The 17,101-nt window shown below is 53.5% G+C and carries 12 protein-coding genes; 5 read left to right on the forward strand and 7 right to left on the reverse strand.

Going from position 1 to position 17,101, the window contains the following annotated elements:
* Nucleotides 1–896 precede the first annotated feature (896 nt).
* The 5 genes from TR61_RS17885 to rfbC form a co-directional block, all read right to left on the reverse strand.
* Complete coding sequence (locus TR61_RS17885) at nucleotides 897–2,228, reverse strand: UDP-glucose dehydrogenase family protein (RefSeq protein ID WP_050931893.1); 1,332 nt, start codon at nucleotides 2,226–2,228, stop codon at nucleotides 897–899.
* Between the two features lie 88 nt (nucleotides 2,229–2,316).
* Nucleotides 2,317–3,189 carry a glucose-1-phosphate thymidylyltransferase RfbA gene (gene rfbA, locus TR61_RS17890; RefSeq protein ID WP_050931894.1) on the reverse strand — a complete coding sequence of 291 codons (873 nt, stop codon included), beginning with the start codon at nucleotides 3,187–3,189 and terminating at the stop codon, nucleotides 2,317–2,319.
* Nucleotides 3,186–4,040: a dTDP-4-dehydrorhamnose reductase gene (gene rfbD, locus TR61_RS17895; protein WP_050931895.1), complete on the reverse strand. Its 855-nt coding sequence runs from the start codon at nucleotides 4,038–4,040 to the stop codon at nucleotides 3,186–3,188. The genes rfbA and rfbD overlap by 4 nt, the downstream gene beginning before the upstream one ends.
* The gene (rfbB, locus tag TR61_RS17900) at nucleotides 4,040–5,077 is read right to left on the reverse strand and encodes a dTDP-glucose 4,6-dehydratase (RefSeq protein WP_050931896.1); all 1,038 of its coding nucleotides are present in this window, start codon (nucleotides 5,075–5,077) and stop codon (nucleotides 4,040–4,042) included. The genes rfbD and rfbB overlap by 1 nt, the downstream gene beginning before the upstream one ends.
* Entirely contained in the window at nucleotides 5,074–5,634 is a 561-nt protein-coding gene (gene rfbC / locus TR61_RS17905) for a dTDP-4-dehydrorhamnose 3,5-epimerase (protein ID WP_245626926.1), read from the reverse strand. Before rfbC ends, rfbB begins: the two co-directional genes overlap by 4 nt.
* A gap of 443 nt (nucleotides 5,635–6,077) precedes the next feature.
* Here rfbC and TR61_RS17910 point away from each other — a divergent pair, with 443 nt between their 5' ends.
* Together TR61_RS17910 and TR61_RS17915 are read left to right on the forward strand one after the other, a co-directional pair.
* Nucleotides 6,078–7,112: a Hint domain-containing protein gene (locus tag TR61_RS17910; RefSeq protein ID WP_050931897.1), complete on the forward strand. Its 1,035-nt coding sequence runs from the start codon at nucleotides 6,078–6,080 to the stop codon at nucleotides 7,110–7,112.
* 370 nt (nucleotides 7,113–7,482) lie between these two features.
* Nucleotides 7,483–7,800, forward strand: a complete 318-nt coding sequence (locus tag TR61_RS17915) for a response regulator (protein WP_050931898.1) — start codon at nucleotides 7,483–7,485, stop codon at nucleotides 7,798–7,800.
* Between the two features lie 53 nt (nucleotides 7,801–7,853).
* Here the strand turns inward: TR61_RS17915 and TR61_RS20585 are convergent, their stop codons facing one another.
* Entirely contained in the window at nucleotides 7,854–8,348 is a 495-nt protein-coding gene (locus TR61_RS20585; RefSeq protein ID WP_082182029.1) for a DUF995 domain-containing protein, read from the reverse strand.
* A 978-nt stretch (nucleotides 8,349–9,326) separates the two neighbouring features.
* Between TR61_RS20585 and TR61_RS17920 the strand changes: the two genes are divergently transcribed.
* The 3 genes from TR61_RS17920 (at nucleotide 9,327) to TR61_RS17930 (ending at nucleotide 15,799) form a co-directional block, all read left to right on the forward strand.
* Nucleotides 9,327–12,680, forward strand: coding sequence for a glycosyltransferase (locus tag TR61_RS17920; RefSeq protein WP_172677019.1), 3,354 nt, complete (start codon nucleotides 9,327–9,329; stop codon nucleotides 12,678–12,680).
* Nucleotides 12,677–15,235: a DUF3131 domain-containing protein gene (locus TR61_RS17925; protein ID WP_157440971.1), complete on the forward strand. Its 2,559-nt coding sequence runs from the start codon at nucleotides 12,677–12,679 to the stop codon at nucleotides 15,233–15,235. Before TR61_RS17920 ends, TR61_RS17925 begins: the two co-directional genes overlap by 4 nt.
* A 213-nt stretch (nucleotides 15,236–15,448) precedes the next feature.
* Nucleotides 15,449–15,799 carry a hypothetical protein gene (locus TR61_RS17930; protein WP_157440972.1) on the forward strand — a complete coding sequence of 117 codons (351 nt, stop codon included), beginning with the start codon at nucleotides 15,449–15,451 and terminating at the stop codon, nucleotides 15,797–15,799.
* A 325-nt stretch (nucleotides 15,800–16,124) separates the two neighbouring features.
* Here TR61_RS17930 and TR61_RS17935 read toward each other — a convergent pair whose 3' ends face one another.
* Complete coding sequence (locus TR61_RS17935; RefSeq protein ID WP_050931903.1) at nucleotides 16,125–16,850, reverse strand: metallophosphoesterase; 726 nt, start codon at nucleotides 16,848–16,850, stop codon at nucleotides 16,125–16,127.
* Nucleotides 16,851–17,101: the final 251 nt, after the last annotated feature.

Raw genomic sequence — 17,101 nt, forward strand, 5'->3', positions numbered from 1 at the left:
GTAAAAGTATGATGGGATCAGGCCGCGAAATTGGAAGATTCAGAGAATCGCCACATTTCAGGGGCTTACGCGATCTAACTACGTACTAGCTCGGTGCTAACTACCTGATGAAAACGTACTATTTACACGTAGCTATCGCAACCTAAGATAGCAAAACAAAATGTCAAACAACTAATAGGAGTATTTAGGCTATCTTTGTACTCGATCAATGCACTGTTCTCAAATTCATCTGTTTCGCGGTTTAGAATGGAAAAGCATTCTCACTTGGTATTATACTACACGTCCTGATTGCGCGCAAAGACCGCAGATAGGAAAACATCTGACGTCCGGAACGCCAGGGACGTATTCCGTTGTTCAAAAAAAACTCCACCAGCGTGATGCCAGTGGAGCTGAAGGTTGTGGCACACCCGGGCGGATTAACAGGTGAGCCAAACAAGGGTGACTAAATGTGGCGCCTCAAGTAGGCAATTGCGTAGCCATTCCTAGGTGATTTAGTGATTATCTCTTCGCGCGGGTGTAAGGCTGCCCACCCCAAAACCACAAAAGAAAAACCCCGGCGCACAGGATGGGGCACCGGGGGAGTAAGTGAGTCACCATAAATCGAAGGGTCGTAGCATCAGGACACACCAAAGGCAGCTATCGTGTCAAGCATACGCTCAGAGGGCCTCAGGGAGGCCACAGACAGCGTGCGCGTAAAGCTCAACATTTGGACGCTCGCTTACACTCTGATGTTAGATCAGACTCGGAGTAGCGATATGCTTTTGGCATCCTCGCCGATCTGCCGCAAAATCCGCAGTGAGAAATAGGTAAAAATTGCTTACATAATGTTTCGCGTGCGAAACATTATGCCAAGTATGAATTAAGTGCATCAGGCGCGGTACACTGCAATTTACCGTCTAACCCTCGGCAGCTTCTGCAAATCCTACGCGGCCCACGCTTTCATAAGCCGTAAAGCCGGCTCTCTTAGCGTCTTTTGGATGATAGATGTTACGCAGATCGGCCATGTGCGGCGTGGCCATCTTCCGCGCTAAACGTTTTAAGTCCAGCGCGCGAAACTCGTTCCATTCGGTTAGGATCACCACCAGATCAGCCTGATGGGCTGCCTTATAAGCATTTTCGACCCAGTGCACGCCGGGCAGCAGCGCCTCGCCCTCATGCCGTCCCTGGGGGTCAGTCACGCGTACCTTGGCGCCCCCGCCCACCAGAGCGGGCACAATGGTCAGGCTGGGTGCGTCGCGCATGTCGTCGGTGTTGGGTTTGAAGGTCACGCCCAGCACGCCGATGGTTTTGCCATTGAAGGATCCGCCGCACAGATCCAGCAGCTTGTCGATCATCCGGCGCTTTGTGGCCTCGTTCACCGCAATCACGGTTTCCGTGATTTCCAGGGGCATGGAATGATCCTGCCCAATCCTCGCCAGCGCCTTCGTGTCCTTTGGAAAGCACGACCCGCCATAGCCGGGACCCGCATGCAGGAACTTGTTGCCGATGCGTCCATCCAGCCCCATGCCTTTCGAGACCTGCTTGATATCTGCGCCTACTTTTTCACACAGGGCCGCGATCTCATTGATGAAGGTGATCTTGGTCGCCAGAAATGCGTTGGCGGCATATTTGATCATCTCGGCGCTTTCTAGATCGGTGGTGATGATGGGAAATTCGCGCAGGTAAAGCGGGCGATAGATTTCTGCCATCACCTCGGCCGCGCGGTCGTTCTGCACACCCACCACCACGCGGTCGGGCTTCATAAAATCGTCGATGGCCGCCCCTTCGCGCAGAAATTCGGGATTCGAGGCCACGTCGAACTCAAGATCCGGATTGGCCTTGCGCACAACCTGTTTCACCTGCCGGTTGGTGCCGACGGGGACGGTCGATTTGGTGACGATGACCACGTAATCGTTGGCGGTCCTGGCGATTTCCTCGGCAGCGGCCATCACATAGGTCAGATCCGCATGGCCATCCCCGCGCCGCGTCGGCGTGCCCACGGCGATGAACACAGCCTCGGCCCCGTCAAGTGCCTCAGCCAGATCTATCGTAAACGAGAGCCGCCCAGCCTCCACATTCCTTGCCATCAGTTGGTCGAGGCCCGGCTCATAGATCGGCACCTGGCCTGCGTTGAGCTTGTCGATCTTGGCGGGATCCTTGTCGACACAGACGACCTCGTGGCCGAAATCGGAAAAACACACGCCCGAGACGAGCCCGACATAGCCCGTGCCAATCATTGCAATCTTCATCTGAGCTGCCCCCGCTCTTTTATGAATGCCTTAACGATGGATGTCTGTATCGGGTCCGGGCGCGCGCGCTGTCAATGCGCGCGCGGTCTTACCCCTCCAGAAGTCGCAAAAGATAGGCGCCGTAATCGTTCTTGCCGAAGGTCTTTGCGCGCGCCCGCAGATCGGCGTCGGATATCCAGCCTTTCGACCAGGCGATCTCATCGGGGCTGCCCACCTGCTGACCCTGGCGTTCTGACAGGGTGCGCACGAAATTGCCCGCATCCAGCAGGCTGCCATGGGTTCCCGTATCCAGCCAGGCATAGCCGCGGCCCATCTGCTGCACGCTCAGCTGGCCCTCTTTCAGATACATCTCAAGCAGGGTGGTGATCTCAAGCTCACCGCGTGCAGAGGGCTGGACGTTTCGCGCGCGAACGGGCGCTGTGCCATCCAGGAAATAAAGCCCCGTGACCGCGTAATTCGAGGGTGGTACCTCGGGTTTTTCGATAATTGCGCGGGCCTGGCCCTGATCGTCGAAATCCACCACGCCATAGCGCTCGGGATCGGCCACGCGATAGCCAAAGACCGTGCCGCCGGTGTCCCGCGCGTCGGCAGCGGCCAGAACTTCTGGAAGCCCGTGACCAAAGAAGATATTGTCGCCCAGCACCATCGCGGATGGCGCGCCCGCCAGGAAATCCTCGGCCAGGATATAGGCCTGCGCCAGCCCATCGGGGGAGGGCTGTTCGATATAGCTCAGGCTCAGCCCCCATTGGCCGCCATCGCCTAGGGTGCGGCGGAACTGGTCCTGATCCTCGGGCGTAGTGATCACGGCGATCTCGCGGATACCGGCCAGCATCAGGACCGAAAGCGAATAATAGATCATCGGCTTGTCATAGATCGGCACCAGCTGCTTCGAGAGGCCGATTGTGATCGGGTAAAGTCGCGTTCCTGAGCCGCCGGCCAGGATGATGCCTTTGCGTGTCATATGCCCATTGCCTTTATCACGCGGGCCAGGCCCGCTGTCCAATCTGGTTGGGGGATCCCGAACTCTGCTTCGAGGGTGCTGCAGTCCAGCCGGGAATTCAACGGCCTGCGCGCCGGGGTCGGGTATTGGGATGTGGGAATGCCCTGCACATCCACCGCGCGCCCCGCCTGCGCGAATGTTTCGCGTGCGAAATCGGCCCAGCTGGTGGGGGGGCGGCCTGCAAAGTGATAGGTGCCGCCCGTTTTGCCCTGGATCATCGCGCGGGCCATGGTGATGAGCGCCGTCGCGATGGCGTCTGCCGGCGTGGGACCGCCGATCTGATCTGCGACCACGTTCAGAGTGTCGCGGGTCTCGGACAGCCGCAGCATGGTTTTGACGAAATTCGCCCCATGGGTCGAAAACACCCACGAGGTGCGCAGGATCGCATGGGGCCCACCGGCGGCCCGTATCGCCTCTTCACCCGCCAGTTTCGATCTTCCATAGGCGTTGAGGGGGGCGAGCGCGTCATCGGGCGTGAAGGCGCGGGTGCCTTGCCCGTCAAACACATAATCGGTCGAGATATGCAGGAAGGGCAGGGCGCGTTCTGCGGCGGCCTTGGCCATCGCGCCGGGGGTGGTGCCGTTGATTACCGTGGCACGGGCCTCATCTTCTTCAGCGGCATCAACTGCAGTATAGGCGGCCGCGTTAATCACCGCGTCTGCATCCGTTTCGGCAATCAAAGCGGCACAGGCGGCGGGGTCTTCCAGATCGGCAACCGCACGGGGCAGGGCGGTGATCGTCAGATCAGGGGCGGCCAGTGCCTGCAGTTCGGTCGCGACCTGCCCGGTTTTGCCGAAAACCAGTACATGCATCAGCCCGTGCCCAACCTTTTGCCCACGCCCTCGCGGTTTTGGAGCGCACGCCACCAATCCTCATTCTCAAGATACCAGGCGACGGTTTTCTCCAGCCCCTCTTCCAGCGTGACCGAGGGGCGCCAGCCCAGCTCCGTCCGGATGCGCGTGGGGTCGATCGCATAGCGCAGGTCGTGGCCGGGGCGGTCGGTGACGAAGGTGATCAGATTGGCATAAGGCGTATCTGCAGGCTTGAGCCGGTCGAGAATGGCGCAGATCATGCGCACCAAGTCGATATTGCGGGCCTCGTTTTCCCCGCCGATATTATAGGACCGGGCGTTTTCGCCGTGCTCCAGCACCGTCAGCAGCGCATCGGCGTGATCTTCCACGTAAAGCCAGTCGCGCACGTTCTCGCCCGCGCCGTAAACCGGGATTGGCAGGCCTGCCAGCGCGTTCAGGATCACCACGGGGATCAGTTTTTCGGGGAAATGGTAGGGGCCATAGTTGTTCGAACAGTTTGTGATCACAAAGGGCAGGCCATAAGTTTCCCCCCAGGCGCGCACCAGGTGATCGCTGGCCGCTTTCGAGGCGGAATAGGGGGAATTGGGGGCGTAAGACGTGTCTTCGGTGAAGGCGCCAGTGGCCCCCAGCGTGCCATAGACCTCATCGGTGGAAATGTGATGGAAGCGGAAGCCATCGGGTTTGCCCGCCACCTCCCAATAAGCTCGGGCGGCCTGTAGAAGGTTGAAGGTGCCAGTGACATTGGTGTCTATGAAGGCCCCTGGTCCATCAATTGACCGGTCCACATGGGATTCCGCGGCCAGGTGCATCACGGCGTCCGGCTTATGGGTGGTAAAGACCTCTGCAAGGGCCTGCGCGTTTCGAATATCAGCCTCTACAAAGGCATATTTGGGATCATCTGCCACCGAAGCAACATTGTCGAGACAAGCCGCATAGGTCAGCGCGTCGAGGTTGATCACTTCATAGCCGCGCGTAATAGCCAGCCGAACCACGGCTGACCCGATAAAACCTGCGCCTCCCGTGACCAGAAGCTTCATGCTGTGCCTTCCCAAGTGAATGGGCTGTCGAAATTCGAAAGCATCGGCGCGTCGGCATCCTTTTTCGACAGGATCGGCGTACCGTCAAAGCCCCAGTCGATACCGCAGCTGTCCCAGCGGATCGCGCCATCGGCTTCGGGCGCGTAGTAATCCGAGCATTTATAGATGATCTCAGTATCGGGCTGCCTGGTGATGAAACCATGTGCAAAGCCTTCCGGAACAAGAAGCTGTTTGCCGTTCTCGGCGCTGAGCTCGACCCCAAACCATTGGCCATAGGTCGGAGAGCCGCGCCGGATATCGACGGCCACATCAAACAGCATCCCGCGTCCGCAGCGCACCAGCTTGGCCTGGGCATGGGGTGGGGTCTGGAAATGCAGGCCGCGGATCGTACCCGCGTCGCGATTGAGCGAGTGGTTGTCCTGGACGAAATCAATGTCGATCCCGTGTTCCGCTAGCCGAGCCTTGTTCCAGCTTTCACTGAAAAACCCGCGCGCATCACCATGGCGGGCGGGGGTCAGGATCAGCACGCCGGGCAGGGGGGTCTTATTGATCTGCAAAGGAGAAACCTCGTAATTCCCAGGACTATGCGTTGACCTAGCAACCGCGTGCATGATTGTCACGAAGTACGGAGGCTAGTCACTACAAATAATGCTCATGCGCTGTGCTCCAAGGTTTGCTAAAGATGCAAGCGCGGCAAACGCGGCATAGCGGATGATGAGCTCTGTTTTTGACAAGTACAAACGAGCGTGCCTCCGATGCTAGGAGTATAGCCGCTGCGCGGTCATATGGAAGCTCGAGATCAGCGCGAGCCACCGCGTCGCGCAGCGGAGAATAACGGCTCCGAACCACAGTCGACCAGACGGATTGACATTCTGAGGTTTGGCGGACCAGTTCAATCGAGCTTATCAACAGTTCTCCCTTGATTGCCGCATTATTTCCATACTCGTAACAAACTTCTGGAGTTTCCTGTCTCAGTGAGTGTGCGACGGCGGGCTTAGGTATGGGATTTATATTCTACTCGAGAGGAGATAGCTCTGCAGCCAACAATGGGGCAGTTAACTCCGAAACTACGACACAAACACCCACTACTGAACTTCGCTTCGAAAAGATTGGACCACTCGGAGATTACCAACTCGACTTCAACAACGGGGCCTCAGATCCGGACACGCTGCTCTATATCGATGGTGTGGCGCGATTTTTTACCGTGGAGTTTTCTGGAACGCTTCCGGAGAGTAACAAGTTTGCGAACGTAAATGGCTTGGATCTGCGCGGAGAAGAAATCGTCGTCATAACGGATGATATGACAGACCAGCGCTACTATTTCTTAACAAATCCGGACTACAATAGCTTTCTCACGATGGATGCTATGCCGAATGGAGCGATTCCCCTCGGAGCATTAAACACGTCCACTGACGTGATGATCTGCTTCTCAAGAGGAACCCGGTTAGACACGCCCAGTGGTGCGCGGAGTGTTGAGCAGCTCGAGGTGGGTGACTTGGTGACTACAACCAGCGGCCCAAAAGCGATTGTTTGGATTGGTTCCACTAAACTCACCCACGAGGACATCATTGGAAACCCGAACTTGCGTCCGGTTATGATCGAGGCAGGTGCCTTCGGCGTCGACAATCCCAAGAGGGCACTTATCCTCTCGCCCAATCATCGCATCCTTTTGGCAGACCACCTCACTGAGTGTCTGTTTGCTTCGGAGAAAGTGTTATGCGCGATAAAGCACCTTATCGATGGCACGAGGATCAGGTCCATAACCCCCAAAGAGGGCGTTGAGTACTTTCATATTTTGCTCGAGTCCCACGAAGTTCTGAATTCTGAGAATCTCTGGAGTGAAAGCTTGTTCTTGGGAGATTTGTCGCGAGAGATGATAGGCCGTTCTGCAATGTCCAGTTTAAGAAAGGGACATCCCAGTATCTTCCACGAAAAAAGTATTACGGGGTTACAACTGTTTCTGCCGGAGTTGAAGGCGCACGAAGCAGCCGTTTGGCGTAACGAACACCTGACTATTGGCAGGCTGGCGGCTTAATCTGTTTTCAATGATGGCGTCTCTGCTCCTGACCTACCCGGAGCGATAGTTCTGCTCTACGTCACTTCTTACAGCGACGCAGTGACTGAAGATGGAAAGTTTTAAGAGATCTGATTCTAAGTGTGCTTCCCAGCGCTAAGGACGATTTTAGTCATTGATTCTCCCAAAGGTAGAAGATCTGCAACATATAGTACCTTTCGATCGTTATTTTCTGGATCGATCGAGCTGACAAAGGTACGGTTCTGGGCCACGTTTCAGCCAATCGTACACAGGATTTAGAATGTGAGCGAACGCTCAAGAATTGTTCACGTTGATGACGATGACGATATTCTGACACTCGCACGAGTGTCTCTTGAGTACCTTTGGTGAGATGGTTGTGGTGCAATATACGTCCGGTGAAGAGGCGTTGTCGAAGGTCGCGGAAGCGAAGCCCGATCTTCTGTTGCTGGACGTAATGATGCCCGATGTCGACGGGTTCTCGCTCCTCAAGCGGATCCGAAAGCTACAAGGCTTTTCTCAGATATGTGCCGTTTTTCTCACGGCCAAGGCAGATTCGGTAAGTGCTGAAAACAGGTGTGAGCCAGGTGTGCTAGACGTGCTTATGAAACCTTTTGATACCCTTGAGTTGCCACAAATTATTCAGCAACTCTATCGAGAGCACCAAGATAAAACGGTGGGTCGACAGTGAACTCAGCAGAAATCTCGCCGGCCGTATGTAACGACTTAATCAAGATCGCCTGATTACAACCCAAGCTTACGCCTTGTTTTCTCAACGTTTTCCTTGAAAACATATCCCGGCTTTAAACCCGAAGTACTCGGTCGCATTTTCCACCAATCAGTACCGTTCCAACTGCGCCACAATCCTCCGAGAGGATCCGTGACATGCATAATGCAATTGCGACCGCCAGAACTCATACCTGAGCCACCTGTGCTTGCTTTCGGCCAGTACCAGTTGAGGTCTGTGCACAAACGTCCTTGGTCGTCTACGCTCCAAGGACCTGCGGCGAAGTTGTCTGGATTTTCAGCACACCAAGCACTTGCCACGCCGTTCGATGAAAAGAAAATACCACCCTCGCAGTCCTCTCTCCAAAGATCAGTTTTCCCTGCATATGCAGATGCCACTAAGTTATGACTTGGCGTTCGTGCCCCAGAAGGGAGATCGTCGGCTAGCCCTGTGCTCGCCAGACTTAGAGCGACAAGAACCGAAGAAGTACTTACTAGACAGGCTTTTAACATAACAACCCCCTTCTACCACCAAATACCCATGGCTGTTCACGTCGTGTATCGTCAAGATCAGTCTAATAAACACACCGTTTCCACAACGCGTTTATAGAAGGACGGTGGTCATTATTTACTTTGTACTTTGAGCTACCTTGGATTTCCCCCCGAGGTTGGCCTGCAAAATGAGACCTTTGTGTTTCACCCATCGGAGGGCCAGCGGTGGCTGGCAAACTGGCTTTGTGCGGATTTCTCAACCCAGTTGCTCCTGCAATTCTTCTTCGGGGGAAGATGTGCAGGAGCTGGCTGGGTAGTCTGTCTGTTGTCACTACAGAGATGTGACAGCCATCCAACGTTAGCGATGCAATCAGAGTAAGACAAACGAATTATACTCAACCGTCACATTCGGTTCTCTACAGGGCTCATTCTGAGAACAATGCGTTCGATCCGTCCCTACCGTGTACAGAATTGTGCTTCACAAACATTCCAAAAGACCTTCTAGCGACTCCATCTGAGTAGGTTTGGCTAATGGACCAACCTGTGCATTCTGACTTCGAATCGGTTCACACGACCAAATATGGCTATTTCATGGTCGTTTGACTCGCCCCAATAGTATGTCAAGGCGCGACGATGTGTGAAAAAGCCAGGTATTGTTGCCGCATTTCAAGACAGTCTTGCACGCAGTTGTGAGATTCTGTGGCAATGTGGCGAAAAGTAGGCGACATGTAGACCAAATCGACATGCAGTGCACGGTGCAGTGGCTCAGGGTAGGGATGGGCTGTGTCACCGAGCGTAGGGTGGGGGCCTTACGTTTGTAGCCGGAGTAAGCTCAGGCTACGTCATTCTTGGGACACCTGTCTTTGATTGGCATTCTAAGAAATATCTTCAGCTTGGGGGAGGGCTGTAAGCACATTCGTGCTGTACGGCCATAATACAACTATGGCGCGGAGACGTTTCGAGTTCCATTTGAACCCACTTCCAACGCAAACGACAGCGATGAGTGTTTTTTGCGATCCTAAGCGGCGTCGACAGAAACGTGTGCGAAGAGCCTTTCACGCTGTTTTAGTGTTATTGATTGTATGGTGCGCCACATTCTTCCTCAGCGTGAAACCTGCAAACAAATCTCAGGCACAACCTTCTTCAGTGGGCTTCATTGGAACAGCCTTAAAAAAGGGCGTGGGTGAAGAACCAGGTAACAGACTTGAGAACGCCGCCGTCAACACAGCGGTGAACTGCGCCCAAAGGCAGCCACCTGTGTTCGCAGCGATGGCTTCAACCCCAGTCCATAAGAGAATCTTCGCGCACGTTCCGATTTCACTCGAGTGGGCACATCTGTCGATCTCGCGCAGTTGCGATGTCATAGATGTGCTTGTGCCAGATTGGATCACTTTGTCAGAAAGGCTAGATGGGATTTCACTGGACGTGGCTTCTGCTGACACCAGATCCCCTGTTCTGGAAGAAATTGCGGCTAAGAGGCGAGTTGTGGAAGTAATGCCTCGCTTGCAAGTCCAGACTCTTCCAATCGCGTCCGACTTCAGCGGAAAGATGGGCGCACCGGAAACCATGGAAGTCATTTTGCGCCAAATGTTGGAGACGCTTTCGAGCATGCGGGCACAGGGCGCGTGCTTGGATGTCAGCCAATTTCGAGACACTGCCGTAAGCCAAAATGTTGGTTTCCTGCAACTATTTCGATCTGCGCTGGATAGCAGACAAATGCGATCGTGTATCATCCTGAGCAGCAGCGAGGTATTTCAGCTTGGCCAGGACCAGCTGCAGAACTTTGATCATGTAATTGTTAAGGCGTTTTACGAGCCGTGGGTGGGTTCGGCGCCTGTCCCATTGGCTGGTGATGCTTGGTTCTCTGACGTTGTTGATCGCGTGCTTGACGTGGTTGACCCATCTCGGCTTGTGTTTGCCCTCGGAAACTTCGCGACCAAGTGGGAAACGGGCGTGCCGCTTCCAAGCCAATTGCCATTTGGTGAAGCGATGGCGACGATATTAGAATACGAAGCCGAGTTTTCCTTCAATTCGGAGACTTCCGGCGGCTATGCGGCTTTTTCAACGGCTGATGGAACCAGGCAGAAACTCTGGATGCTCGATGCGGCATCTCTGCACAACCAGCTGTTGAAGCTAGAAGCGCGTAACGTCCAAAACATCGGAGTTTGGTCACTAGGATTCGAAGATCCAGGTATCTGGCCGTTGCTGGCGGCCGAGGAGCGAGTGAAGGCGTTGTCGTCGCCTCATCTCACGTCGGTTCCCGTCAATGACTTTGTCAGGTACTCAGGACGAGGGCCGGCACTGCGCGTGATTGAAAGCCCACAAGTTGGTTTTCGAAAGTTCGATGTCGATTCGGGCACCGGTCAGGTCATCTCTCAAGAATACACACAATATCCTCGCCCATACTTGATAGAGCGGTATGGACGCCTTGCTCCGAATGAGCTGGTTTTAACTTTCGATGACGGTCCACATGCTGAGTACACATCCCGTGTTCTGGATGTTTTACGGGACACACAAACACCAGCTGTCTTCTTCGCGCTTGGACAAAGCGTCATGGCAGAGCCTGAGGTTTTGAAGCGTGCGCTCTCTGAAGGACATGAAATTGGAGCGCATTCGTTCTCCCATCCAAGAATGGATCTCATCTCGCAAGCACGAACGGCATTTGAGCATGATCTAACCGACAGAATAATCGCAAGCTCTATTGGACATCATACGATTTTATACCGTGAGCCATTCCTACGGAGTGGCGGTCCCACTAGCGCCAGCCGCGTCCCGCCTTTGGAGTACGTACAAGCGCGTGGCTCCATCATTTTTGGGATGGATATTGTGCCAAAGGACTGGACTGGAATCTCTGCGGCACAGATCGCTAACTACGTGATTGAAGAGGTCATTGCAGGAAACGGGAACGTTATCTTGCTACATGATGGCGGTGATCGCCGGGAGGCCTCTGTGGAAGCACTTCCGGTCATTATCGAGACACTTAAGTCTCTGGGGTACGAATTTACGACTGCGTCCAAGGTTCTCGGTCTTTCCCAGAGTACGTTGATGCCTGAAGCTAAAGGATATCTGCAAACATTTGATAGGCTTTCGTTCACATTCGCTTCGGGCACATTGAGCCTTGTCAGTATTGTATTCTGGACTGTTCTCCTCATTGGTGTCGGGCGCGCGGCGATCATCCTGTGCTTGGCAACCGTTCGCCGGCGGCACAAGATTCTGTCTTCTATGGAAAACCCTAAAGTCGCCGTCATAATTCCGGCTTTTGAGGAGCAAGAGTCAGTTGCCAACTGTATTGAAAGCGTTTTGGCAAGCACGTACAGGAATATTGAGATCGTTGTTGTCAATGATGGCTCGATGGACAACACGCTTAACGAAGTGTTGAAATTCAAACATAGGCAAAATGTCCGCGTGATCCTACAGCCCAATCAGGGTAAGTGGGCAGCCCTGAATAGGGCTTTGTCGACACTAGATGCAGAGATAGCTGTTTGTATCGACGCGGACACTCAGGTTGAGCGTGATGCAATCGGTAAACTCGCAGAGCATTTTGCCAACCCAAAGATCGGCGCAGTTGCGGGAAAAGTCATGGTCGGGAACCGTGTTAACCTGCTCACGCGTATGCAAGCTTTGGAGTACATAACCTCACAGAATTTCGAAAGACGCGCGTTCGATGCAATAAATGGAATTCTGGTCGTTCCTGGCGCCCTCGGTGCATGGAGGGTGTCAGCGCTCAGGCGGGTGGGCTTTTTCAGCGATGAGACCATGACGGAAGATGCTGATGTCACAATGGCCATAAGCCGCGCAGGTTACCGCATTGTGTATGACGAGCGGGCTATCGCACAGACAGAAGTGCCCGACTCTGTTCGTGGTCTAATGGCGCAACGGTTGCGTTGGTCGCTGGGAATGTTCCAAGCTGCCTGGAAGCACAAACGTGCACTGCGAGAAGGCCGAAGCGTTGGTTGCATTTCAATACCCGACATGTTCGTGTTCGGGTATTTATTCCCGTTGCTTGCCCCCATTGTGGATATATTAGTCTTAGTACTGCTTTATCAGTATCTTCAGGGAGAATGGATTGGTGACGTAGGGTCGGCGCAGACCTTGCTATCGCCAAGCTTAATCTGGGCGTATCTGGCGTTACCTTTGGCAGAGCTCATGATTTCTCTGTTTGCGGTGATCAGTGATCGTCGAGCAAACTGTTCCCTGCTTTGGGTTTGGCCACTCCAGCGACTGTTCTACAGGCCAATCCTATATTTTACAGTGTATCGCGCATTGCTAAGAGCCATATCCGGGAGTTTGGCGGCGTGGGGTCGTTCCAAAAGGAAAGGAAACGACTTCCTGTTACTGGAGAAAACGGTGTGAAGCGCAGATCGTTTCTTATCAGTACAGTTTCAGCTCTTTGTTGCCAGCCAGTTGCACTGCGCGCAAATGCGATAACGGTTCACTCGCGAATTTCGAATTTGGTTATCACAGATGTATCGGCGTGCGCGTCTGTCGATCATCTGATCACCCTTTTCGATGTGTTTTTTGAACATGGTGTGCCCTTCACTTGTGTGGTGGATCCCCTGAAGACACAAGCTGGATTGGCTTATGGAAAGGATGATCTATCCCGCCTATTGACCGCCTATGCTCTTAAAGGAGATTTCATGGAAATTGCGGTCAATTTCCCCGAGCTTTCCTTTAAATCAGAATATTTCCAAGCTCGAGGAGCGCGCGACAGAATCTACGAGCTGCAAAATATATTGTTAAAACATAGGCGTCGTATCTCTGCCCAAACGCATTTTACTACAGTTGCCTGCGATGATGTCGAAAACCCAGAAGAGCCAACTGGTGTTCGTTCCGCCGGGATACGTTCTGTTCTGGTCGTACCTAGGTCCACAGAGCCTGTTCGCTCGGAGAACTGGAATAATGGCGTCGTGCGTTTCTATGGTGGGAAAAGATTAAATCTCGAATCCTATGAGAAGGTACAAATAGAGGAATCTTCCAACGTAACGCAGTCTATCTATTATCTGTCCGCACTTGAGTTGGAATCGATCGCTATAGGCCGGTTGGCGCAACAGGCAAACAATCTAGCGGCAGATCTTATACAAGCTGAGACAATGGGAAAAAACTCAGTGCAGAGAATCTCGGATGTTTTGCTCCGTGATAATTATTCCTTCCAAAGGCACATCTCTGTTCATCTTGCGACAGATGACAGAACGAGACAGGAAGATCTGGATCTTGTCGAGCAGTTTTCAGAAGAACTGAGTGAAGCTGGCTTTCCTGTGAGTATTGGGAACTTGGCAGTAGGGGATACCCGAGAACAAAACAGGATATATTGGATACCGTCGGTGGCCGCCAATCATCAACTGGGGGCCAAGAAACTCAAGACGGTCTTACATGATGGGTCTTTCAACAGCTACAGGGACGAAGAGAGCCCGCTGCGAAGACTGCCGCCCGGACATGCAATTTTGCTGGTTGATCTCAACGATGAGCCAGAGGGGCTAAATGAGCATGCAGTTCTCAGTCTTCCTTGTTTGGATGTTTCTAACGTACAAATTATGATTCAAATTGATGAGCACCTGGCGCATACAAGTGATGCCGTACTTCTCATCAGACCAGAAGCGATCAAGCCTGCATTCGCGCGCGCAGCAGTTATTCGTAAGCTGATTTCTCTCGCTCGAAGGGACTACACCGAGTTCGTACCGATATCGGCCCTGGGGCGATCAAGAATGCCTTCGGGACCAGAGATGACGCATCAACGCAGAACGCTCGTGTCACGTTTGGAGGCCGAAGCCCGGCCTAGAACTCCTTCACAAGTCGAAACCGACTTGCTGGTCCAGGACGCGAAGGTGGCTTGGAGCTACTTCGAGCAAAATACAATCGATTCCACGGGGCTATGTCCCGCAACTGTAAACTATTCAGCAGGCGGTGAGACCAAGCATTCGACCGTCACAATGTGGGATGTAGGCAGTCATATAAACGCCCTTATAGCAGCGTCCAAGATTGGACTAGTTTCGCGCAAGGAATTTGATCGCCGTATATCGCAAATCCTGACTCAGATACGTGGTCGCGAGTCGCAGGGCCGCCTCTTGCCTCAAGGGTGGTTGCGTGTAGATCGGCAAAAATGGGGCAACAGAGATTTCGACGGGAGTGATGCGGGACGGCTATTGGCGGCTCTCTATGGTCTGAGAGAATTTGCCGGGTTTGATGACCGACTGACCGAGCTGGTTGGAACATGGGATCTTGATAAGACTGTCATCGATGGACATGTGCATTCGGTTGTTTCTGGTGAGCTGGTATCGGTTTTTCGCTCCCATAGCGCGCATTACGCGGCTTTGGCATTTCGTCGGTGGGGTGTCGACGCTTTGTCGCCCTATGAGCAAGCCGATGAGCTAACTGCGTACGACCGACAGGTGGCACTCCTCGAAACAGTTTCGTGGATTGGACCTCTCGGTGCCGAACCGCTTCTGCTTGAAGCAATGGAGCTCGGGATGTCGGAGCCGAGCTCTTATCTTGCAGAGGTTCTTTTCGCGGCTCAATATGAGGAGTTTCTTGAGTCTGGAAGGCCAATCGCTGTTTCTGAGGGACCTATCGATGTCGCCCCATGGTTTACGTACCAGGGTCTACAGATAGATGCGACGGAGCGAACTTGGGCTCTCGACACCGTGGGGCATGATGAAAACTACATGACCCGTGAATTCTGGAAACAACATCTCGTTTTGAGCAGCAAAGCCGCATTTTTGTGGGCGTCCTATAAACCACATGATTATTCGTTCTTTCTCCGAGATTTCGTTAGAGAGCGCTGTCGAACAAAAAGGGGTTTTGCTTCCAGCATTTTTGACCACAACGGAAGGGTAACCACCAACTATACAGACATAAACACGAATGCTGTCATTCTACAGGCAATAGCCAAAGCGCTGGTCGATGCAGAATGATACCGGGGCGTCTGGACATAACAGGGGTTGAGCCAATTACCAAAAGGTACATTGCGTAAGATGACTGATAGATCTCCAGTGAGGAGGGTAGTGCATAGCCTGTTTTACAAACAGACGCTCTCACGCGATGGGGAGACGAGCTTGGCTTGTACTCACACGCGTGATCAGCGGAATTTGAATGATTTTCGCCGGGTGCTGTCACGCTTCTTAAGGATGAAGGAGAAAGAGCTTTCGCGCGCCAGAGGCGCGATTGGTGCGCGGAAGCGTGATTTTGAGCAGGACGATCTCGTTCGAGCGTTACTTCTTTTCTACCTTGCGCATTCGATTGCAAGACAAGCATACAAGGATAAATACGATCCTAGCTGTGCTGTACAGTTATCAGCACGCAAGTTAATCGCTATAGCTCAGGAATTCGACAGCATATATTTTCCGAAAAGTGCAAAGTTCCGAACCCTGGAGCAGTCAGTGTCAAGAGGGCGACGAGAGCTAGGAATTGAGCGAGGCTGGACATTCACCGACGCTGGTAAATCCTTCATAGAAAGTTCGAATAAAATCACGCTTTGATTCCCATCTTTTAGATAGGCGGCTCGAACTCATCTTCGCAATCTCAAGGCTTGGGAACCCCTCCAAAACGTGATGACGATCATCTTGCATTTGATCCATCCTGAGTTGGCTGGTCACAATGCTGCATGATGAAAGTTAATATTTGGTAAATGCGACCATGCAGGTTCTCTGCGCCATATCGTTACTCAACTGTTGAGCTACACAACGATCTGTAATGCCCAGTGAGACGTTGTTGTGTCCTGAGATTGAGGCTCCCCGATGTTGAGAAGCCCGTTCTGAAGTCAGCTCAGAACTATTCCTTGCGGCCATCAAAAGTTAAGCGAGATTAAACGTGGTCGAAGATGACTTCTCCGTTGCCTATGAAGGCCGCAGATAGTCGGCTTGTGGCATAGGCTCCCGTATCCACGGCGATACGGCCGTTTTCTAAGTACGCTTCGTCCACAATCGTGTGACCATGTACGATCCACATGCCGTCCCGCCGCGGGGTACGACGGAATTCGGGATGGCCCCATTGCAAGACGCGACGGGTCTGATGCTCGATTGGGAGAGCGGGATCGGCGCCAGCATGAACGACCGTAACGTTGCCTGCTGTGACCGAGGTAGGCAAATCGTACACCCAGCCAATCAGGTCGTCGCCCATGCGCGCCATCAGCGCGTCGCGCGCGCAGGTAAGAGCACCGCCTGTAGTTGATTCAGTGATCCCGGTAATCCCAAAGCTGGCAAGAGTCTGTAACCCGCCATAGCGAAGCCAACGCGGGCCTTCTTCCTCCGGTTCACGTAGGAACTTGAGCATCATTTGTTCGTGGTTACCTGCAATGCAGGTGATATCGGGTCGGGCTTTCAGAATACGGAGCACATCGGCGCTGTGATCGCCCCGGTCTACATAGTCGCCGACAAAGATCAACGGCACGTCTGGAACGCTTTGTAGCAGTTTATCGAGCAAATCGGCCCGTCCGTGCACATCACCCACAGCGATGAACGGTTGCGGCGGGGCGACCGGATCGAAGTGTGCAAGCTTTGCCGAACGGCGTTGGAACCAGGATCGAATCATGACAGCCCGTGATAGCGAAATAGCGGTGCAGATGCAGTTCAATTTCGCCCAGATAAGGCATTTGTCTCTTTGCTGCCATGCACTCTGGTTGGATCATCTGGTAGACCGTATGGATCAATGCGAACAATGAGCTGAGCACCGAGATGGATCTGCGCCGCGCGCAACTGGATGAGGCGCGAGGCAACTATCGGGAATGTGAGCGATACTTCAACTGCGACTCCTATTGGTCGTGAGGGTAGGGGGGACGCCCC

Source organism: Aestuariivita boseongensis (assembly GCF_001262635.1).
GTDB lineage: Bacteria > Pseudomonadota > Alphaproteobacteria > Rhodobacterales > Rhodobacteraceae > Aestuariivita > Aestuariivita boseongensis.

Coding starts and splice junctions, on each gene's coding strand:
- TR61_RS20585 (WP_082182029.1), bottom strand. CDS start 8,348: ATGTTAAAAGCCTGTCTAGTAAGTACTTCTTCGGTTCTTGTCGCTCTA.
- TR61_RS17920 (WP_172677019.1), top strand. CDS start 9,327: ATGAGTGTTTTTTGCGATCCTAAGCGGCGTCGACAGAAACGTGTGCGA.
- TR61_RS17930 (WP_157440972.1), top strand. CDS start 15,449: ATGAAGGAGAAAGAGCTTTCGCGCGCCAGAGGCGCGATTGGTGCGCGG.
- rfbD (WP_050931895.1), bottom strand. CDS start 4,040: ATGCATGTACTGGTTTTCGGCAAAACCGGGCAGGTCGCGACCGAACTG.
- TR61_RS17915 (WP_050931898.1), top strand. CDS start 7,483: ATGGTTGTGGTGCAATATACGTCCGGTGAAGAGGCGTTGTCGAAGGTC.
- TR61_RS17885 (WP_050931893.1), bottom strand. CDS start 2,228: ATGAAGATTGCAATGATTGGCACGGGCTATGTCGGGCTCGTCTCGGGC.
- rfbB (WP_050931896.1), bottom strand. CDS start 5,077: ATGAAGCTTCTGGTCACGGGAGGCGCAGGTTTTATCGGGTCAGCCGTG.
- TR61_RS17935 (WP_050931903.1), bottom strand. CDS start 16,850: ATGATTCGATCCTGGTTCCAACGCCGTTCGGCAAAGCTTGCACACTTC.
- TR61_RS17910 (WP_050931897.1), top strand. CDS start 6,078: ATGGGATTTATATTCTACTCGAGAGGAGATAGCTCTGCAGCCAACAAT.
- rfbA (WP_050931894.1), bottom strand. CDS start 3,189: ATGACACGCAAAGGCATCATCCTGGCCGGCGGCTCAGGAACGCGACTT.